The organism is Gluconobacter sp. Dm-44 (genome assembly GCF_018256175.1).
Classification (GTDB): domain Bacteria; phylum Pseudomonadota; class Alphaproteobacteria; order Acetobacterales; family Acetobacteraceae; genus Gluconobacter; species Gluconobacter cadivus.
The window spans coordinates 445,276-464,522 of sequence record NZ_JAERLZ010000002.1; the positions used below are offsets into that span (position 1 = coordinate 445,276).

At 59.9% G+C, this 19,247-nt stretch carries 15 protein-coding genes; 8 read left to right on the plus strand and 7 right to left on the minus strand.

Annotated features, from left to right (window positions below; translation table 11 throughout):
• Together mnmA and JK213_RS05130 are read left to right on the plus strand one after the other, a co-directional pair.
• A complete protein-coding gene (gene mnmA, locus JK213_RS05125; protein WP_194261282.1) occupies positions 1-1,086 on the plus strand; it encodes a tRNA 2-thiouridine(34) synthase MnmA in 1,086 nt (361 codons plus the stop codon).
• Positions 1,086-1,733 carry a glutathione S-transferase family protein gene (locus tag JK213_RS05130; RefSeq protein WP_194261283.1) on the plus strand — a complete coding sequence of 216 codons (648 nt, stop codon included), beginning with the start codon at positions 1,086-1,088 and terminating at the stop codon, positions 1,731-1,733. Before mnmA ends, JK213_RS05130 begins: the two co-directional genes overlap by 1 nt.
• A 3-nt stretch (positions 1,734-1,736) precedes the next feature.
• On the opposite strand, the gene JK213_RS05135 is transcribed toward JK213_RS05130, so the two are convergent.
• Positions 1,737-1,958, minus strand: a complete 222-nt coding sequence (locus tag JK213_RS05135; protein WP_194261284.1) for a hypothetical protein — start codon at positions 1,956-1,958, stop codon at positions 1,737-1,739.
• A gap of 212 nt (positions 1,959-2,170) precedes the next feature.
• Between JK213_RS05135 and JK213_RS05140 the strand changes: the two genes are divergently transcribed.
• Positions 2,171-3,445 carry a sodium:proton antiporter gene (locus JK213_RS05140; protein WP_194261285.1) on the plus strand — a complete coding sequence of 425 codons (1,275 nt, stop codon included), beginning with the start codon at positions 2,171-2,173 and terminating at the stop codon, positions 3,443-3,445.
• Positions 3,446-3,550: 105 nt separating this feature from the next.
• Positions 3,551-4,009 carry a hypothetical protein gene (locus tag JK213_RS05145; RefSeq protein ID WP_194261286.1) on the plus strand — a complete coding sequence of 153 codons (459 nt, stop codon included), beginning with the start codon at positions 3,551-3,553 and terminating at the stop codon, positions 4,007-4,009.
• 32 nt (positions 4,010-4,041) lie between these two features.
• Here JK213_RS05145 and JK213_RS05150 read toward each other — a convergent pair whose 3' ends face one another.
• Both JK213_RS05150 and JK213_RS05155 read right to left on the minus strand, forming a co-directional pair.
• Complete coding sequence (locus JK213_RS05150; protein ID WP_211571288.1) at positions 4,042-5,541, minus strand: hypothetical protein; 1,500 nt, start codon at positions 5,539-5,541, stop codon at positions 4,042-4,044.
• 7 nt (positions 5,542-5,548) lie between these two features.
• A complete protein-coding gene (locus tag JK213_RS05155; RefSeq protein WP_194261288.1) occupies positions 5,549-6,478 on the minus strand; it encodes a hydrogen peroxide-inducible genes activator in 930 nt (309 codons plus the stop codon).
• A 246-nt stretch (positions 6,479-6,724) separates the two neighbouring features.
• Here JK213_RS05155 and ahpC point away from each other — a divergent pair, with 246 nt between their 5' ends.
• The 3 genes from ahpC to JK213_RS05170 all read left to right on the plus strand — a co-directional run bounded on the left by ahpC (position 6,725) and on the right by JK213_RS05170 (position 9,670).
• Complete coding sequence (gene ahpC / locus JK213_RS05160) at positions 6,725-7,288, plus strand: alkyl hydroperoxide reductase subunit C (RefSeq protein WP_194261289.1); 564 nt, start codon at positions 6,725-6,727, stop codon at positions 7,286-7,288.
• A 124-nt stretch (positions 7,289-7,412) separates the two neighbouring features.
• Positions 7,413-8,984, plus strand: a complete 1,572-nt coding sequence (gene ahpF / locus JK213_RS05165) for an alkyl hydroperoxide reductase subunit F (RefSeq protein WP_194261290.1) — start codon at positions 7,413-7,415, stop codon at positions 8,982-8,984.
• A gap of 53 nt (positions 8,985-9,037) precedes the next feature.
• The gene (locus JK213_RS05170) at positions 9,038-9,670 is read left to right on the plus strand and encodes a LysE family translocator (protein ID WP_194261291.1); all 633 of its coding nucleotides are present in this window, start codon (positions 9,038-9,040) and stop codon (positions 9,668-9,670) included.
• Between the two features lie 117 nt (positions 9,671-9,787).
• Here the strand turns inward: JK213_RS05170 and acnA are convergent, their stop codons facing one another.
• Both acnA and JK213_RS05180 read right to left on the minus strand, forming a co-directional pair.
• Entirely contained in the window at positions 9,788-12,478 is a 2,691-nt protein-coding gene (gene acnA, locus JK213_RS05175) for an aconitate hydratase AcnA (RefSeq protein ID WP_194261292.1), read from the minus strand.
• A gap of 33 nt (positions 12,479-12,511) precedes the next feature.
• Complete coding sequence (locus JK213_RS05180; RefSeq protein ID WP_194261293.1) at positions 12,512-13,534, minus strand: isocitrate/isopropylmalate dehydrogenase family protein; 1,023 nt, start codon at positions 13,532-13,534, stop codon at positions 12,512-12,514.
• 114 nt (positions 13,535-13,648) lie between these two features.
• Between JK213_RS05180 and JK213_RS05185 the strand changes: the two genes are divergently transcribed.
• Positions 13,649-14,635: a LysR family transcriptional regulator gene (locus tag JK213_RS05185; RefSeq protein ID WP_228125309.1), complete on the plus strand. Its 987-nt coding sequence runs from the start codon at positions 13,649-13,651 to the stop codon at positions 14,633-14,635.
• Here the strand turns inward: JK213_RS05185 and JK213_RS05190 are convergent.
• Together JK213_RS05190 and JK213_RS05195 are read right to left on the minus strand one after the other, a co-directional pair.
• Positions 14,608-16,833, minus strand: a complete 2,226-nt coding sequence (locus JK213_RS05190) for an MGH1-like glycoside hydrolase domain-containing protein (RefSeq protein ID WP_194261294.1) — start codon at positions 16,831-16,833, stop codon at positions 14,608-14,610. The two genes, JK213_RS05185 and JK213_RS05190, sit on opposite strands and share 28 nt — an antisense overlap.
• A complete protein-coding gene (locus JK213_RS05195; protein ID WP_194261295.1) occupies positions 16,830-19,247 on the minus strand; it encodes a beta-glucosidase in 2,418 nt (805 codons plus the stop codon). The genes JK213_RS05190 and JK213_RS05195 overlap by 4 nt, the downstream gene beginning before the upstream one ends.

Below are 19,247 nucleotides of genomic sequence, written 5' to 3' on the forward strand. Positions count from 1 at the left end.
ATGCGGATCCTCGTTGCCATGTCGGGAGGCGTGGACAGTTCCGTAGTGGCCGCGCTGCTCAAACGGCAGGGCCACGAGGTGATTGGCGCGACGCTTCAGCTCTATGACCACGGACAGGCTGCCAAGCCGGGTGCGTGCTGTGCGGGGCGTGACATCATGGATGCGCGCGCCGTGGCGGACCGTCTGGGCTTTCCGCACTATGTCATTGATGCGGAAACGCGCTTTCGTGACAGTGTGGTCGAGAGCTTCGCGGATGCCTATGCGCGTGGCGAGACGCCTGTTCCCTGCGTGGCCTGCAATCAGGGCGTGAAGTTCACGGATCTTCTGGGCATGGCGCGGGACCTGGGCTGCGAGGCCATGGCGACCGGGCATTACGTCCGCCGTGTCGACGGGCCGGACGGGGCGGAAATGCACCGTCCCGTCGATGCCGAGCGGGACCAGACCTGGTTCCTGTTCGCCACGACCAAAGACCAGCTTGACTATCTGCGCTTTCCGCTGGGCGAAATGCCGGACAAGGCGCATGTGCGTGCGCTGGCCGAGGAGCTGGGCCTGTCGATTGCGGCCAAGCCCGACAGTCAGGACATCTGCTTCGTCCCAACCGGGTCTTATGCCGAACTGGTCGAGAAGCTGCGCCCGGAAGTGCGAGGCGAGGGCGAGATCGTGGACGAGGACGGCAGGGTTCTGGGTCGTCACGAAGGCGTGGCGCGCTATACGGTCGGGCAGAGCAAGCGTCTGGGCGACATCCATACCGCAACCGGCGAGCGCCAGATGGTGACGCGCATTGATGTGCCCAAGCGGCGCATCGTGGTCGGGCCGCGCGTGCAGCTTTCGGAAGCTGACAGCCGCCGGACGGTGCGTCTGCGGGACATGAACTGGCTGATCGACGCGCCTGTTGAGGGTGTGCGCTGCGGGGTGCAGATCCGTGCGCGGGAGAAGCTGCGCGAGGCTGTCGTAAAGCCTTTGGAGAATGGTGGTGCACTGGTGGAACTGAACGAGGCCGCGATGCCCGCGCCCGGTCAGGCCTGTGTGCTGTATGATGGAAGCCGCGTGCTGGGCGGCGGCTTCATTACTGCGGGAGAAGCCTGATGGCGGGAATGCTGCTTCTGGGATCGCGTCGGTATTCGTCGTGGTCCCTGCGGGGCTGGCTGGCGGTGCGACTGGCGGGGCTGGACGTGACGGAAGAAGTGATCGCGCTCAAGGGCGGTGGCCGGACGACCGAGATTCATGTCCGCTCGCCCAACCGGATGGTGCCGTATCTTCAGCATGACGGGGCAGATGTCTGGGAAAGTCTGGCGATCTGCGAATACTGTGCGGAAATCGCACCGGCCTTGTGGCCGGAAGCCCGGATTGTGCGGGCTCATGCCCGCAGTATCAGCGCGCAGATGCATGCCGGTTTCCGTCCGATCCGCCAGAACTGCTCCATGGATGTCGAGCGTGTTCCCGCACCTCTGCCGGAAATCAGCGAGGAACTGGCGGCCGATGTTGCGCTGCTGAGCCGCACACTTAAAGACGCACTTCTGCGCTCGGGGCAGCCGACGACGTTCCTGTTCGGGGACCGGATGACGGTGGCGGACTGCATGTATGCGCCGATCGCCATTCGGATTCACACGTTTGAACTGGCAGTTGATCCGATCGTGAAGATCTGGGTGCGGACGATGCTTGATCAGCCGCTGATGCGGGAATGGTACGCGCTGGCGGAGGCCGAACCGGCGGAGTGGCGGCTGCTTTACTGAGGCTTAGTGGTGGACGAAGCCCATGCCGGTCTGGAGGGCGGTTCTGAAAACCTCTCCCCAGACGCTGCCGTTACCGCCCATGCCACCACCGCCGTGCCCGCGATCACTTTTGACTGTGTAACCGGGGTCATCGTCGTCATTGGCGGCTGATGCCATGTCGGCCGGTGCGTGTGAGGCGCAGGCTGCGAGCAGAATGAAAACGGTTACGGTGCAGACCTTTTTCACGAAATCCGTTTCCTCCGGTTGCTGTTCCGCCAAAGAATGCGTGCTGCCGTAACGTCTGTCATGTCAGGAACGGTAAGGAAGCGTAAGCGTGCCGTCTTTCAAAAGAAACTTCCGGGTGCTCCGCGTAGTTAAGCAGGATGGATCTGTCCGCTGCTGGTCTGTCATGACGTAAGTGGTTGCGGGATCAGAGATCGGGAAGGGGCAATGCGGTCATGAATTCTCTGGGGCTGTTTGCTCTGCTGCTGGCCGTGGCAACGCTGCTGGGAATCATCAATTACCGGACCCTGAAACTTCCACTAGCCATCGGAATCCTGCTGTTTTCGATGCTGATTTCTTTGGTCGTCATGCTCCTGAACCCGCTATTTCCGGGTTATGACCTCCAGCAGGTTCCTCAGAGTCTTCTGGGCACGATCAACCTGCCCCGGACATTGTTGGATGGGGCTCTGTCTTTCCTGCTGTTTGCCGGCGCGATGCAGGTCGATCTGGGAATGATCGTCTCTCGCGGTAAGGCGGTCGCGGCGCTGGCGATCGTAGGAACGTCGCTGGCCGTAGCGCTAATGGCCGTTCCAGTGTGGTTCATTTTTCCCGTATTCGGGCTTGCCGTCCCCTTCAGCTGGTGCGTTCTGCTGGGAGCGATGCTGGCGCCGACCGACCCGGTCTCGGTTGTGGGCATGTTGCGGCGTCTGGGGCTGCCGCCTTCGCTTCAGGCGACATTCGCGGGCGAAAGCCTGTTCAATGACGGCGTAGGGGTTGTCATTTACGGAACGATGATCGGGATGGCCACGGGAGATATCGCGTCCGTCTCGGCCAGTGATTTCATCGTGCGTTTTCTGGTTGAAGCCGTGGGAGGCGGATTGTTCGGCGCATTCACCGGCTGGCTGGCGCTGTTGCTGCTTCGCGGCGTGGAGGATGCACAGATTGATCTTCTGGGCTCTCTGGCGCTGGCAGCAGGTACTTACAGTCTTGCGAACGGGCTGCATATGTCCGGGCCGATCGCGGTTGTGGTGGCCGGCATGAGTCTGGCCAGTAAGGCGGGGCATCGCGCTATTACTCCGCAATCCCGCGCGGAAATGGTAGGGTTCTGGAACCTGATCGACGAGATCCTGAACGCTCTGCTGTTCCTTCTGATCGGCTTTGAATTGCTGGAAATCAGGCCCCATCTGGCGCCGTTCCTGATGATGGTGGTGGCCATTCCGCTCTCGGTTTTGGTTCGCGGGGCGAGCGTTTTCCTGTGCACCATCCCCGTGCAGCTCCAACCCGGAGAGCGGGGGCGTGCGCTGGGCCTCCTGACATGGGGCGGGCTGCGGGGCGGTATTTCTGTTGCGCTTGCGCTGGGGCTACCGGCGGGGGAACTGCGCGATACGCTTCTGCCCGTGTGCTACGGGGTCGTGGTGTTCACGATCATCGTTCAGGGCTTGAGCATGGGGCGGGTGGCGCGCTGGCTTTATCCCGAGAAGCCTTCCGCAGTTGAAGTGCCTCCGGCCTGATGGGGGTGGGTATTTCCGTAAAAGGTGTTCGGCAGGGTCTGTGGGTTCCGAAAGAGGGCTGTGATAGGTTCGGAAAACAGAGAATTCTGCTGGAGCATTTTACAGATGATACGTTTGAAGCATGTCACGATGGCCGCAGCTTTTGGGGCGGCGCTCCTTGCGCCGCATCTGGCGTCCGCGACGCCGCTGCCGGGTCAGACGGCCTGCTGGCAGTCGAATGTGGGCGAAGACCCACGCCCGGAAATCAGCTGTCAGACCCTGTCACCAGAGTTCCTGCGCAAGCTGGAACATGCAACCCCGGCTCAGGTCGTCAAGCTGTTCGCAGTGCCGGGGAAAGACGGCAAACCGACCTATTTCGAAGGTGTGGGCAAGATCCCGGGTTTCTATAACGGTTATGTGGAACTGGTTTACACCAAAGGCCATGTGACGAATGTGAGCGCGGTGACGACCGAGTTCCAGAAAAATGGCATGGCGGGTGATGAAATGGATTTCCGCTGGGATTCCGTGAAGGGCGAATGCTCGGATTTCCCCGGCTCCACCCATCGTTGCAACGCGGCCGAATAAAGTCTGAGTGTCAGTAATCGGTCCCTTCCCGCTTAAGGGTTGGCGGGGAGGGCGAGCAGGCTGATGGGCGGCAAGACATGAAGCGTCGTCTTGCCGAAATACCGCATGGCGGACTGAACTTCCCACCCGGTGCCACCCGCATGATAGGTGCCTGGCTCCCAGTGCCAGTAATAGAATGCGGGTGAGGCCGTGCCTTGCGCATAGGTCATATCGGTTCCGGCTGACAGTCCGGATGCCCAGACACGATTGTGAGCGGTTTCTTCCAGCGGAAGACCTGCAAGGGCGAGCGACAGGTCGGGCAGGCGCCAGCGCATTGTCCATCCCGCAAACAGCAGAAGTCCCGTCAGGGCACAGATCTGGAGGCGTGTTTCTCTCTTTGGGGCGTCGGAAAATCTCTTGAGCTTCTCCGATAAAATCGTGCTCAGACCTGCGGAAAGCAGCAAAACCAGAAGGACTGAAAGGTCCAGCCGGAACGCTTCATGGCGCTGGCAGCATAGAAAACCAAACGCGTAGAAGGCGGCGGCGATCGTCAGATACATCGTGCCTGCAAGTGCAATGGCAGGCGCTATGAGGGTCCGTAAAGCAGGGCGGATGCCGCAGGTCATGAAGAGTGTTGTAAAGGCGCCGGTCAGGATGATTTTCAGTACCAGTCCGCTGGCCATGGCCTGTTTTGTAAACCCACCCCCTGAACTCATTTCGTTCGGCTGAAGGGCGATCAGAGTCTTCAGGAACGGACCAAAGGCTGCGGCAAGACTGGCTTTGATATGTCCGTGTGTGGGCGTGAATGGAAATCCACCCCCGCCCATTCTGTGGTTGAGAAGCATCTCGGCAGAAACGCAAAGTCCAACCGCTGTGGGCAAAAGCAGCCATCTGGCGCGGCCAAATGCGGCGGTACGGCGATTATGTAGAAGCCCAAACCCACGCATTCCCAACCAGAGCATTCCGAAAAATACTCCCGCTTCGCTTGATGTCAGTGCAAGAGACAGCAGCAGGGCTTCCGCCCGAGCAGAAAGGATCTGACTGATCTTCAGAAGGGTCAGTCCGCAGGCGGCGGCAAGGACGGGAAGATGGGCGACGGTGCCCATCGGCCAGTAGAAAAAATCTGCGGACGGATGACCGAGCATGAAAATGGCGGCAACGGATACTACAATCAGCAGTCGCGCCGAGACAGGGGCATGACTTTGGCGCAGGAAGGGTACGAATGCGACCGCAGCGCAAAACAGCCATGTCAGGGCCAGAAAGATCCAGGCCAGCGGCTTCTGTGCGGCATTGGCGACTGTTCCGTAGACAAAGATGATAATTTCGGAAAACGGACGCGGGCTCCAGTGGAGCAGTCTGTCTGACAGGGATGCCAGACCATGCTCCCGGATATTGGCAAAATAATCGTATTCGTCTCCCTGCCAGACAGAAGCCGGGAGTATGGCGGTCTGTAAGGCGATGACAAGGAGCATCACGCACAGGACGACGCCATAGGCTGTCCCCATGATGGTGGGTTCAGCGGAGCGCAAGGCTGATGATCGGGGAGGCGTCATGAGGGAGTCAGCGACAGACGTGGCAGTGTTCTGGCGTGATGCTGCGAAGATAAGTCGCAAAGTCACGGAAAACGGGGGCTCGCGGGTCCGATGCGCGCCATGTCAGACCGATCGTGCGGCGCGCTTCGGGTTCGGGAAGGGGGCGAACGGTGATGAGATCTTCCAAGTCCACCCGGTTGCGCAGTGCGAGCTGGGGGATGAGGGAGAACCCTTCGCCCGCTCCGATCATGTACCACAGCATTTCAAGGCTGGTGGCCAGACGCTGCTCGCCCTCGCGCGGAATGGTCGGGCAGATGGACAGGGCCTGATCGCGCAGGCAGTGTCCGTCCTCCAGAAGCAGCAGGTCCGGGCGGCCAAGCTGACTGAGGGAAAGTTTCGGTTTCTGCGCCAGTTCATGCGTGCTCGGAAACACGGCAAGAAAAGATTCCTCAAAGATCGGTGCACTTTCCAGAGCCTCTGAGGGCGCGGGCAGGGCCATCAGGGCGACGTCCAGTTCGCTGTTGCGCAGGGCATGGACCAGAGTGTCCGTCATGCTTTCGCGCAGGCGCAGGCTGAGTGCTGGATAATGCTCGCGCAGACGGGGTAGAAGGCCCGGAATGTAATACGGTCCGAGCGTGGGAATGACGCCGAGCCGGAGTGCGCCTTCCATCGGGCCAGTCTGGGCGCGGGCGACTTCGAGCAGGTTACGCGCCGCCGCGAGAACCTCCCGCCCTAAAGCGAGCAGACGCTCGCCATCAGGAGTCGGCGCCACATGACGCCGGGAACGCTCGAAAAGTGTGACGTCCAGAAGCTGTTCGAGTTTGCGGACCTGTTCGGACAGTCCGGCCTGACTGACGCCGCAGCGTTCGGCCGCGCGGGAGAAGTTGCGCAGGTCATCGACCGCCACCACATATTCGATATCGCGCAGGGACAGGCCGGAAAGGGGAACATAGCTCATGTCCCATAAATAGGACCGAATAACGTTATGGGGAAGTGCGGTTCTGCCTGTTAAAGAAAAATAACGTCGGAAGAGGCTGTTTCCTGCGGGCAGGGTTCATATCATGATCGGGAGTCTTGATATCTTCATCTCATAAGTTCGGTTTTAGCGATCAGTCATATTGACAGGAACTGTTTCCTGTCCCTCTCTTTCTATGTGACACAGAGTCCGCAACACAACACCAACCCAAGGTCAGGAGACAGTCTGATGGTACGCATCAACTCCCCGCTGAAGCCCTTCTCTACCGATGCTTTCCGCAACGGTGAGTTCCTCACGGTCACGGACTCCGACGTTCGCGGCAAGTGGTCCGTTTTCTTCTTCTATCCGGCCGACTTCACGTTCGTCTGCCCGACGGAACTCGAAGACCTCGCCGACAACCAGGCCGCTTTCGACAAGCTGGGCGTGGAAATCTTCTCCGTCTCCACGGACAAGCATTTCACGCACAAGGCCTGGCACGACACGTCCCCGGCCATCGGCAAGATCAAGTACACGATGCTGGGCGACCCGACGGGCGCGATTGCACGCAACTTTGATGTGCTGATCGAAGAAGTCGGAATGGCCGATCGCGGCACGTTCCTGATCGATCCGGAAGGCAAGATCCAGTACATCGAGATCACTGCTGGTGGCGTCGGCCGTAGCGCGACCGAACTGCTGGAGAAGATTCAGGCTGCGCAGTATGTCGCCAGCCATCCGGGCGAAGTCTGCCCGGCCAAGTGGAAGGAAGGCGGCGAAACGCTGAAGCCGTCTCTCGACCTCGTCGGCAAGATCTGATCCTTCCCGGATCTGATCAGGGTGGGGCTTTCGGGCTCCACCCGCTTCCGTCTCCTGAGGGAGGCGGCTGCGCCGGACAGTCTTTCGGTTCCAAATATTCAGTCCCGTAATCCGGAGAAAAAAGATGCTTCAGGACGACCTGAAAACCCAGATGCGCGCCTATATGGAGTACCTGCGTGATGCGGTCGTGCTTGAGGCGACCCTCGGCGCGGATGCCCGTTCGGCAGAAGTGCGTGGCCTGCTGGAAGATATTGCCAGCCTGTCCCCCAAGGTGACGTTTTCGGACAAGGGGCAGGGTTCCCGTACGCCGTCATTCGTCATCCGCCGTCCGGATACGGATATTCAGGTCTGCTTTGCGGGTCTGCCGATGGGGCATGAGTTTACGTCTCTGGTTCTGGCGCTGCTTCAGGTCAGCGGCCATCCGCCGAAGATCGAGGCGGATGTGGTCGAACAGATCCGCGCGCTGGACGGGGAGTTCCATTTCGAGACGTATTTCTCCCAGTCCTGCCAGAACTGCCCGGACGTGGTGCAGGCGCTCAATGCCATGAGCGTGCTGAATCCGAAGATCCATCATACTGCTATTGATGGCGCGGATTTTCAGGAAGAAGTGGAGCGCCTCGGCATCCGCTCGGTCCCGCAGGTTTATCTGAACGGCGAGCCTTTTGCGTCTGGCCGGATGGAAGTAGCGGATATTCTGGCCAAGCTGGATACGGCTTCGGTCGCCCGTTCGGCGGAAAAGCTGAACGACATGGCGCCGTTCGATGTGCTGGTGCTTGGCGCCGGGCCTGCTGGTGATGCGGCGGCGATCTATTCCGCTCGTAAAGGCCTGCGGACCGGCCTTGTGGCGGAACGCTTTGGCGGTCAGGTCATGGATACGGCCGGGATCGAGAACTTCATTTCCGTGCAGGAAACGGAAGGTCCGAAACTCTCGGCAGCACTTGAAGCCCATGTGCGTCAGTATGACGTCCAGATCATTGCTTCGCAGCTTGCAGCCAAGTTGATTCCGGCTGAGGACGTCGGCGGTCTGCACCAGATCGTTCTGGAAAGCGGCGCGACGCTCCGTTCGAAGACGATCATCATTGCGACCGGTGCGCGCTGGCGGCATCTGGGTGTGCCTGGCGAGGACGAGTATCGCACGAAGGGCGTGGCCTATTGCCCGCATTGCGATGGTCCGTTCTACAAGGGACGTCCGGTTGTGGTAGCTGGTGGCGGCAATAGCGGTGTGGAAGCGGCAATTGACCTTGCGGGCATTGTCTCGCATGTCACGCTCTTGCAGCGCGGCGCGCATCTGAAAGCCGATAAGGTGTTGCAGGACAAGCTGCTGAGCCTGTCGAATGTCACAGTCCTGACCAATGCCCTGACCACCAAGATCGAAGGTGACGGTAAGGAAGTTACCAGTCTGACCTATAGCGACGGCGATGGCGGTCTGCATCACGTCAAGACGGATGGCGTGTTCATTCAGATCGGCCTGCTGCCCAACTCCGAGTGGCTGAAGGGCGCACTGAAACTCAGCCCGTATGGCGAGATCGTTATCAACGACCACTGCGCGACCTCCGTCCCCGGCGTGTTCGCGGCAGGAGATGTGACGACGGTGCCGTACAAGCAGATCGTCATTGCCATGGGTGAGGGAGCCAAGGCGTCCTTGTCCGCATTTGATTACCTGATCCGTCTGCCTGTGGCTGCAAAAGCCGGATAAGGAAAAGGGGATTGGGGATTGGGGATTTTCAGGGCGGGGTGTAGATTTTGATTATGCATCCTTACCTGATCCCCCTTCTCACTTTCGCGGCTGCGGCTGCCGTTTTCACGATTACGCCGGGCCTCGATACCGCCATGACGCTGCGAACCGCTACAACCTCGGGTTGGAAGGCCGGTCTGGCCGCAGTCGTGGGGATCTGTCTTGGACTTGGGATCTGGGGGCTTGCGGCAGCATTTGGCCTGACGGCCCTGCTGGCCGCGTCAGAAACGGCGTTTACGGTCGTCAAATGGGCCGGTGCGCTGTATCTGGCGTGGCTTGGGATCGGGCTGATCCTGCATCCCCGGACGTCCCTTGGAACAGCGGAGGCAGTGCCGGTACAGGCCGATGCCCGGGCGGCCTTCCGGCGCGGTCTGCTGACGAATCTGCTCAATCCCAAAGTCGGCATTTTCTACATGACGTTCATGCCGCAGTTCATTCCGCCGCATGTGAACGTAAAGGAGTTTTCGCTCCTTCTGACGGCCATTCAGGCGCTGCTGTCGTTTGCGTGGTTGGCGCTGCTCGTTGTGCTGACGGTGCCTCTCGGACGGTTTTTGTCGAGTGCGACGGTCGTGCGCCGCATGGACCGGCTGACGGGCAGTATTTTTCTGGCGTTTAGCCTCAAACTGGCGCTGAGTCGCAGAGCCTGATCGATGACCAAGACCTATCTTTTCATGATCTGCTTCGTCGTGGGAGCAACCTTTGCCGTCGTGTCTTACGGTATTGCCCATCACTGAGATGGCGGGGCCGAAGCCCCGCCATTTTTTTTAGGCTGAAGCCATTCCCCGCAGAACGTAAGGCAGGATGCCCCCGTTGCGGTAATAGTCCGCCTCATCGACCGTATCGACACGGCACAGCAACGGGACATCCTGCGTGCTGCCATCCTGACGGGTGATCGTCATGGTCAGGGTCTGGCGCGGCGTCAGGGTTTCGATGCCGTGAATGGCGATCGTCTCCGTTCCATCCAGACCCAGCGTTTTGCGCGTCGTGCCCGGCTCGAAGGTCAGGGGTAGGACGCCCATACCCACGAGATTGGAACGGTGGATGCGTTCGAAGCTCTCGGCAATGACGGCCTTGATGCCCAGCAGGCGCGTACCTTTCGCAGCCCAGTCCCGCGACGAGCCCATCCCGTATTCCTTGCCCCCGAACACCACGAGCGGCACGTTATCCTGCGCGTAGCGGCTGGCGGCATCATAGATGGACATCTGCGCGCCATCCGGCTGATGCAGCGTGACGCCACCTTCGGTTCCCGGTGCCATCTCGTTGCGGATGCGGATATTGGCGAAGGTTCCCCGGACCATGACGCGGTCATTGCCGCGACGGGAGCCGTAGGAATTGAAGTCCTTCACCGCAACCTGATGCTCCTGAAGATACACGCCCGCAGGAGAAGAGGTCGCAATCGCACCGGCCGGCGAGATGTGGTCGGTCGTGATGTTGTCGCCCAGCAGTGCCAGAATCCGCGCGCCGGAAATGTCTTTCGTGGGCGCGGGTTCGGCGGTCAGACCGTCGAAATAGGGCGGGTTCTGCACATAGGTCGAGCCGGGCTGCCAGTCATAGGTGGCTGAGGTTCCGGCAGAGGCCAGAGCCTGCCATTCCTTGGTGCCTTCCGTGATGCGGCTGTACCGCTCGACAAACGCTTCGCGCGTGACGGCAGAGCCGACGAGTTCTGCGATTTCGTGGTTGGTCGGCCAGATATCGCGCAGATGGACTGGCGTGCCGTCGGGCGCGTGTCCCAGAACAGCCGTCGTGATGTCCTCGCGCATCGTTCCCAGCAGCGCATAGGCGACGACAAGCGGCGGGCTTGCGAGATAATTGGCGCGCACGTTCGGCGAAATCCGGCCCTCGAAGTTCCGGTTGCCGGACAGGACGGAAGTTGCGACCAGACGATTGCCTTCGATCGCGTCTACCAGTTCTTTCGCCAGCGGGCCGGAATTGCCGATGCAGGTCGTGCAACCATATCCGACCGTCTCAAAACCCAGCGCGTCCAGATCGGCGCTCAGATTGGCGCGATCCAGATAGTCTGTCACGACCTGCGAGCCCGGGGCGAGAGACGTTTTGACCCAGGGTTTCGGCATCAGGCCGAGTGCGCGGGCCTTGCGGGCCACCAATCCGGCCGCGACCAGAACGGCGGGGTTGGACGTGTTGGTGCAGGACGTGATGGCGGCAATGACGATGGAGCCGTGCCCGATCGCATAATCTGTTCCAGCAACGGGGGCAGTCTTGTGAGTGTCGGCAGGTTTGACACCGAGCGCTTCCGTTAGGGCTTTTTCGAAAGCCGGGGTGGCAGCGGAAAGTTCGATCCGGTCCTGCGGGCGCTTGGGGCCGGAAATGCAGGGCGTGACTGTGCCCAGATCCAGCGTCAGAACGTCCGAAAAGACTGGCTCCGGCGTGGAGGCATCGCGGAACATGCCCTGCGCGCGCAGCCATGCTTCTGTCAGGGCAATGCGATGCTCGTCACGGCCGGTCTGGCGCAGATAGTCGAGCGCCAGCGCATCGACCGGGAAGAAGCCGCAGGTCGCGCCATATTCCGGCGCCATGTTTGCGATGGTCGCACGGTCCGCGACCGGCAGATGGTCAAGCGCCGGGCCAAAGAACTCCACGAACTTGCCGACCACGCCCTTGGCGCGCAGCATCTGCGTGACCGTCAGCACCAGATCGGTCGCGGTCGTGCCTTCCGGCAGACGTCCGTCCATCCGAAAGCCCACGACATCGGGAATGAGCATGGAAATCGGCTGGCCGAGCATGGCGGCTTCGGCTTCGATCCCGCCAACGCCCCAGCCCAGAACGCCAAGCCCGTTGACCATGGTCGTGTGGGAATCCGTGCCATACAGCGTGTCGGGATAGGCGTAGGTGACGTCGCCAACCGTTCCCGTCCAGACCACCTGCGACAGATATTCCAGATTGACCTGATGGCAGATGCCCGCTCCCGGCGGGACGACGCGGAACTGGTCGAACGCTTCCTGACCCCAGCGCAGGAACGCATAACGTTCGCCATTGCGCTCGAATTCCAGCGAAACGTTCTGCTGAAGCGCATCCTTGCGTCCGGCCACGTCCACCATGACGGAGTGGTCAATGACCAGATCGACGGGGACGAGCGGATTGACCTTCTGCGGATCACCGCCGAGCGAGACGATGCCGTCGCGCATGGCGGCCAGATCGACCACGGCCGGAACGCCGGTGAAATCCTGCATCAATATGCGCGCGGGCTTGAACGGGACTTCCGCGGTGGAGTGTGCAGCTTTCGTCCAGTCGACAATCGCCTGTGCATCTTCAACGCGATAGGTCGTGCCATCCGTAAAGCGCAGGACGTTTTCGAGCAGAACCTTCAGGCTGACGGGCAGGCGCGAAATATCGCCGAGTTTTTCAGCGGCGACGGGCAGAGAAAAATAGCGATAGGAGCGCCCCTCAATCGAGAGGTCGCGCTGGCAGTCCAGAAGGTCGTGTCCAACCTGTTTCATGATGGGAATGGTCCTTGGAGGGCTGTCAGGGAATTAGTTGATGGCGCGCAGAAGGGCCTGCGTGACGTCCTGTGTGGTGGCGTTGCCGCCGAGATCGCGGGTGCGGAGGCCTTCGACCTGAAGGATCTGCTTCATCGCACCGTCAAGCCGTTCAGAGAGGTCCAGCCGTCCGACATGGGCGAGCATCATGCTGCCCGCCATCATCAGCGCCAGCGGATTGGCGATGCCCTGTCCGGCGATATCGGGCGCGGAGCCATGCACGGCTTCGAAGATACCCATTTTTTCGCCGATATTCGCACCCGGTGCCATGCCCAAGCCGCCTACGAGACCCGCCGTCAGATCGGACAGGATGTCGCCGAACAGATTGGTCGTGACGATGACGTCGTAATTTTCCGGACGGATGACAAGCTCCATCGCGCAGGCGTCGACGATGCGTTCTTCCAGTGCCACGCGGCCTTCATATTCCGCGGCAATCTTGCGGCCCTCATGCAGGAACAGGCCGCTCAGGATTTTCAGGATGTTCGCCTTGTGGACGAGCGTGACTTTCTTGCGGTTGTTTTTGATGGCGTATTCAAAGGCGAAGCGGACGATCCGGTTGCATTCGGCACGGGTATTGAACCCGGCGCCATAAGCTACGGCTTCTGGGTCTCCGTCCACGGCCATGTAATGCTCCATCGCGGCATACAGGCCTTCAATGTTCTCGCGGATCACGACCAGATCGACGTTTTCATACCGTCCGCCGGGCACGATCGTCTGGGTTGGGCGGACATTGGCGTACAGGTCGAACGCCTGCCGCAGCGTGACGTTGATGGAGCGGAAGCCCTTGCCGACGGGGGTGGTCAGCGGACCTTTTAACACAAGTCCAGTACGGCGGATGCTGTCGAGTGTAGCTTCGGGAAGGGCGGTTCCGTGCTGCTCGAACGCGCCGACGCCTGCGCTTTGGTGGTCCCAGAGGAAGGGGGCGTCGAGGGTGTCCATGACGGTCGTGACCGACTGCATGATTTCCGGGCCAATTCCGTCACCGGCGATGAGTGTGGCGGGAATGGTCTTGGTCATGGCGCGTTCCTGTCCGATCAAGGGATGTGTGTCTGTGACGCGGCGGACCTTAAAGAAGTTCCGTGTCTGAACCAATGTTTGCGGAGGGGTTTCATCATACTTTAAAGGTATGGAATGATTGAACTCAGACATCTCCATGCCGTCATCGCCATTGCCGAGGAGCGCAACCTCACCCGGGCTGCCGAAAGGCTGGGCATTCAGCAACCCCCATTAACCCGGCTCCTTAAAGGCGTGGAGCAGGAACTGGGGGTGCAACTCTTCGAGCGTCATGCAAAGGGCATGCGGCTAACGTCCGCAGGACGGAGCATGCTCAAAGGGGCGTATGATGTCATCGCGCGTATGGATGAGACCGTCGAAGATGTCCGTCGGATCGTGCGGGGGGAGACGGGAGAACTGTCGATCGGGTTTACCAACTCCGCCCTGTGTCATCCCAGCCTGCCGGATATGCTGGGACAGTTCCGCGAAACCTGGCCGGACGTTGGCCTGACGCTGACGGAGGGCAATTCCAGCCAGCTTCTGGGAGGCTTGCGGGAGGATACGGTGGATGTTGCTTTTGTGCGGACGTCCATTCCCGATGTGTCGGATGTTGTGGTCGAATTGATCGTGGAAGAACCTATGGTGGTGGCGGTTCCTCGAACGCACCGTCTGGCGAAAGACGCTCCGGCTTCAGGTCTAAAACTGACAGACCTCGAGAATGAGGACTTCATTCTGTACCAGAGCCAATACAATAACGGCCTGTACAAAACGATCGTGGATGCCTGTCTGGGAGCGGGTTTTACACCACGGGTCCATCAGAAAGGTCCGCAGCTTTTGGCAGCTTTGAATCTGGTGGCTGGAGGACTTGGGATTTCCCTCGTCCCGCAGTCCATGCAGCAACATCATGCCGAGCAGGTGGTCTATATTCCACTGTCATCCCGCACGGCCCTGACGGCACCGCTTTATCTGGTTTTTCGTTCTGTTCGCATGACGGGCGCCAAGCTTTATTTCATCCATCAGGCCCGGCGCATCAGGCAGACTTATGTGGATGGAAGATCTGATCAACCTCGTCTGCCAGTCGGGCAATGCCTGAATGGTCACGCCGCGGGTAATGGGGCGAGATAAAGATCGAGACGTTGCCCGGAATAACTATTGGACAGGTCTATGTCTTGGTTTGGAGCGGCGGGAAAAGGTTTGCCATCCAGACGACTTTCTATAATCCGCGCGGCGTAGGTTGGGCCGGGTGTCAGAATTCCCTGTCGGCCTCCATGAGCATGGATGCAGCAACTCATGAGCCCTTCGCTGATTTTGAGTTCTGTAAGGCGGCCTGTTCCTGTCCAGGAGAGGATTTCTTCCTGCCCACGGGATAGCGTCAAGCGGCCATTCGTAACAGTCAGGATGACCTTTCCGATTGGGGTGTGGATCGGGCCAAGTGTGACGTCTGCGCCTGTATTATGCAGTTCCCAGCCCGCCCAGGGGTTGATGTCCATAACGTCTGCAACACCCAGCATGGGCAGCATTGCGCCCCAGGAATAGAACAGGTCCGTATCCGGTTGGTCGTTGGCCTCGCCGGTTGTGGCCGAGTAGTTTTCTGCGGCGATTCTGCGGTCCGTCCATGACTGGTTGAACAGCGCCATGCTGCGCTCGGCGAGCAGGGATGCTTCGGCGACAAAACCGTAGCGCCGCAAACCATGCCACACAAAATAATTCACATTTGGCCAGATACGGCCCCGCCAGTAGACGTTATCTGCAAAAGCAGGATCATCCCGGCTGACATTCGGGATCATGTAGGGTCCATCGAAGCGGGTCGGATCAGAGAAATGTCCGATCAGGGACTGTGCCTGTTCCGGCGTGGCGGCACCGCAGATCAGCGGGAAGAAGCTTGTGGGTCCGACACTGTGGACGAACCCACCATGACGTTGGCGATTGGCGAAAATGCTGCGTTCATGATCCCATAGATGTTCCCGGATTTTGCTACGCGTGTCGTTCGCCAGTGCATTGAAAGTCTGTGCGTCTTCAGTGCGCCCCAGTTCCCGCGCAATATGCGCCAGACACTCCGCATCAAGCGCCAGAGAGCAGTTGAGTCCGACATCGAGCAATGACAGCGTGCGTGTTTCGGGGCTGTAGAGTGCTTCATCATGGGTTGGGGAATTGTCCATCCCCGTCTCATTGCGGGCTCCGAAATGAGTGCCTTTGTACAAGGCTTCTCCGACATCGGATGTTCCGCATGAGACAAGCCCTATTCCATCCGGGTCGCGCTCGCGGCGCCACCAGGTGTGGTTGCGGGATAAAGCCTCATAATGGCATTCGAGAAATGATTTTTCGCGATGGCGCAAATAAATCATCCACGTCATGAAGGCGCCATTCGGAGCCTGAGTACGATCCACCCATGTGTCGTTCGATGTGGCGAGACAGGCGAAATTACCCTGCGGTGTTGCGCTTGCCGTGGCCACCGCCATGTTTTCGCGCGCAGTCTGCCCATCAAGGAGGGCGGCCATCAGCGCGGAATAGGTTTGATCGTTGTACCAGACCGCGAATGTCCCCAGATTCCAGATCCGGCTGAAAGTGGTATAGGGGCGACGATTGATGCCGTCATACAGGGTGTTCCAGCTCATGACATCCCGAACGGCATCCAAGGCTCCGGCGTGCCGACCGGTCTGGGTGGGAAGTGCAGACTCTTTCTCGGGAGCGCATTCAAGCGTGGCGCGGGCTTTCGCGATTGCCAGTTCCTCGCTATCCGCCACGGCTGCGGCGAAGCGTCCTTTGCGCATCATTTCCAGATTGAAGCGCAATGTGATGACGGGGGCAGATGTTCCCCTGCTGGATGTCTGGAAATAGCCGTGATCGTTGAAATCTTGTGCTGCGGCCTCCAGCGTTTCATGAGCCGTGACCTGAATGGGGGCCGTGTCGCTCATCAGGGCAACGTACCGATAACCTAACTGGATAACAGCAGCCTCGCCGTTATAGGTCACGGTGGCGCCGCATTCGGCAGAGAGGCAGAGGTTTACCCAGTAACGCAGGCCCCATTCCGCCAGAACTTTCCCCTCCCATGTCCCCAGCAGGCAATAGGGATCATCTTTCTCATAACGGAATGCGATTTCCGTCCCGCCATGCCGGGTTTCGAACTCCACCAGTCTTCCGTCCATGTCATGCCGACCGAACAGCAGATCCATGCCCGGTGGGAGAAGGGTCGTGCTGCGCTGGCTGGTGGAATAGAGCAGGGGCGTGACATGAACGCCGAGCGGCAGGAACGTCATTGCCGCCGGGCGGTCGGACCAGGTGTTCCACGCGCGGGGAGGGGGCATTGTGCTCTCAACAATCATGACGGATCCAGTTTGCTGCAATTGTCGGGGCGATGTCCGGGTTTCTTTGCGCCACTGCGTCGGTTGGCGTCGTCAAGGATATGTGCCAGTCGTGTTTCGTCCAGTTCAAGGCCGAATGACCAGCAGAGTGTGTCGTAAATTCCGAGAAAGGAGCGACTACATGGGGCAAGCCGGTTTTTGGTTTCGATGATGCTTTGGCCGGTCACATCAGCAAGCCATGCGACCAGTTCTTTCTGCACGCCGGGGATCTCCAGCGCTTGGCCGGGTGGGGTGTGCAGGTCCAGCCATCGTGCTGGTGTTGCGTCGCCTACGATATACAGTGAGTCTGACAGACGGATATCGCGGGAGGATGATCCGATGTCTATGCTGATTGTTCCGGCGGGGACGGTCCAGTCTTCGCGTACGGTATCGAAATAGGCGAGATCTCGGCGGTCCAGCGTCATGGTCACGACGCGGCTTTCTCCCGGTTCCAGTGAAACGGTCGTAAATCCTTTCAGGGCCCGGAGAGGATGATGGGGCAAGGCCCTGTTGGCTGCGGTTGGGTTCCGTCCGAGATAAAGCTGGCAGATTTCCCGGCCTGTCCGGGTGCCGGTGTTGGACAGCGTAAACTGAATTGCGACGCCTTCTGCGTTATTTGCTAGTTTCAGGGCGGCGTAAGTGAAGGATGTGTAGGACAACCCGTGGCCGAACGGGAAAAGCGGCTCTATCCGGCGGATATCGAAAAACCGGTATCCGACGAAAATGCCTTCCCGATACAGGTGTTTCCCCTGCTCGCCGGGGTACCCCAGAAATGCTGGGCAGTCTTCCGGTCGTACCGGCCATGTAATGGATGTCTTGCCGGAAGGGTTGGTATGTCCGAACAGGATATCGGCTACGGCCTGTCCAAATCCTGCCCCCGCATAGCCCGCTGAGAGGATGGCCTGCACGTTGTCGGCCCATGGCAGAACGACAGCATCCGGATGCGTGAGAACCACTACAATCCTGTTATGGAGCTTCGCCAGTTCAGCGATCAGGGTGTTATGCGCCTGACAGAGATCCAGATTGGGCCGGTCGGCATTTTCGCCACTGACGCTGGGCGGGGTGGAAGCGAAAACGATGACGGTTTCAGCGCTGCGTGCGGCGGCAAGGGCTGCATCCTGACGGTGTGGGTCATGCGTGCCATTCACGCTCCAGCCGGGTTCCCAATGAATGGATACGCCTTCAGGGGCAGTCGCTTGCAGGCATTCCAACGGAATGTCGCATCGGATGGGCCGGACGGCGGTGCTGCCCGCGCCCTGAATTTCGGGGGAGACCGCGCCTGTGCCGATGACCAGCAGGCGATTGCCCGGTTTCGGCGTGAGGGGGAGGAGATTGTTCTGGTTTCTGAGCAGGACGCAGGCGCGGGAAGTAGCTTTGCGCGCCAGATCGTGATGGGCGGCGAAATCCGGGTGCGAAACCGGCAGTCTGCGCTGGGCGTCTGCGCTACGGAGCGTCAGGGCCGCGATATGGATGCAGGCCTCGTCCAGCACCGCGACCGGCACGTTCCCGCCTGAGACGGCGTTTTCAAGACGCCGTCTGCGGGCGACATTGAACGGCATGTCCAGATCGTTTCCAGCTTTTACTGCGGCGGGGAGATCCTGAATCCCGTGCCAGTCGGACATGATCATACCGTCATAGTGCCACCGACCACGCAGGATATCGCGCAGGAGCCACGGGTTCTGTGATGTCTGCACCCCGTTGAGCCGGTTGTAGGACGTCATGACTGTCCACGGGTTACTCCGGGCGATCGCCCGCTCGAACCCCAGCAGATACAGTTCATGCAACGCGCGGGGCTCGACGACGGAATCCATGCTGATGCGCTCGGTTTCGGAGTTGTTGCACGCAAAATGCTTGAGCGAGGCTCCCACGCCCTTGTCCTGCAGTCCCTGAATGACTCCTGCAGCCATTTCTCCCGTCAGGATCGGGTCTTCGCTGAAATATTCAAATCCCCGACCGGCCAGTGGGGAGCGGCGCAGGTTGATCCCCGGTCCAAGCAGGATCTGTGCGCCCGCAGCCCGGCATTCGATTGCCAGTGCGGTTCCGACCTCATGAGCTAATGTGATGTCCCAGCTATTGGCCAGAACTGAGAGGACGGGAAAGCATGTCGCCGGGATGCTCTTGCCGAGAAGGACGTTGTCATCCCGGTTTTCTGGATCATCCGTAGTCTCTACGGCATCAAGGAAAGCTCCGAGATCGGTATTTTGTGTGTCTGTGGAGATCTGGTCCGGCACGACGTGCAGGCCGTTGGAGCCATCGACCATCAGCAGGGAAGGGAGCCCCAGCCGGGGTACGCCGGTCGTGCGCCACAGGCCATTTCCGCAGATGAGATCAAGCTTCTCCGTAAGCGTCATCTGCGCAACGACTACGGTTGCTTCTGTCCGGAAAGCGTTTGTCAT

Bases quoted from the DNA above. Each gene is read 5' to 3' on its own strand.
- mnmA (WP_194261282.1), top strand. From the start codon at position 1: ATGCGGATCCTCGTTGCCATGTCGGGAGGCGTGGACAGTTCCGTAGTG.
- JK213_RS05130 (WP_194261283.1), top strand. From the start codon at position 1,086: ATGGCGGGAATGCTGCTTCTGGGATCGCGTCGGTATTCGTCGTGGTCC.
- JK213_RS05140 (WP_194261285.1), top strand. From the start codon at position 2,171: ATGAATTCTCTGGGGCTGTTTGCTCTGCTGCTGGCCGTGGCAACGCTG.
- JK213_RS05145 (WP_194261286.1), top strand. From the start codon at position 3,551: ATGATACGTTTGAAGCATGTCACGATGGCCGCAGCTTTTGGGGCGGCG.
- JK213_RS05150 (WP_211571288.1), bottom strand. From the start codon at position 5,541: ATGACGCCTCCCCGATCATCAGCCTTGCGCTCCGCTGAACCCACCATC.
- JK213_RS05155 (WP_194261288.1), bottom strand. From the start codon at position 6,478: ATGAGCTATGTTCCCCTTTCCGGCCTGTCCCTGCGCGATATCGAATAT.
- ahpC (WP_194261289.1), top strand. From the start codon at position 6,725: ATGGTACGCATCAACTCCCCGCTGAAGCCCTTCTCTACCGATGCTTTC.
- ahpF (WP_194261290.1), top strand. From the start codon at position 7,413: ATGCTTCAGGACGACCTGAAAACCCAGATGCGCGCCTATATGGAGTAC.
- JK213_RS05170 (WP_194261291.1), top strand. From the start codon at position 9,038: ATGCATCCTTACCTGATCCCCCTTCTCACTTTCGCGGCTGCGGCTGCC.
- acnA (WP_194261292.1), bottom strand. From the start codon at position 12,478: ATGAAACAGGTTGGACACGACCTTCTGGACTGCCAGCGCGACCTCTCG.
- JK213_RS05180 (WP_194261293.1), bottom strand. From the start codon at position 13,534: ATGACCAAGACCATTCCCGCCACACTCATCGCCGGTGACGGAATTGGC.
- JK213_RS05185 (WP_228125309.1), top strand. From the start codon at position 13,649: ATGATTGAACTCAGACATCTCCATGCCGTCATCGCCATTGCCGAGGAG.
- JK213_RS05190 (WP_194261294.1), bottom strand. From the start codon at position 16,833: ATGATTGTTGAGAGCACAATGCCCCCTCCCCGCGCGTGGAACACCTGG.
- JK213_RS05195 (WP_194261295.1), bottom strand. From the start codon at position 19,247: ATGACAAACGCTTTCCGGACAGAAGCAACCGTAGTCGTTGCGCAGATG.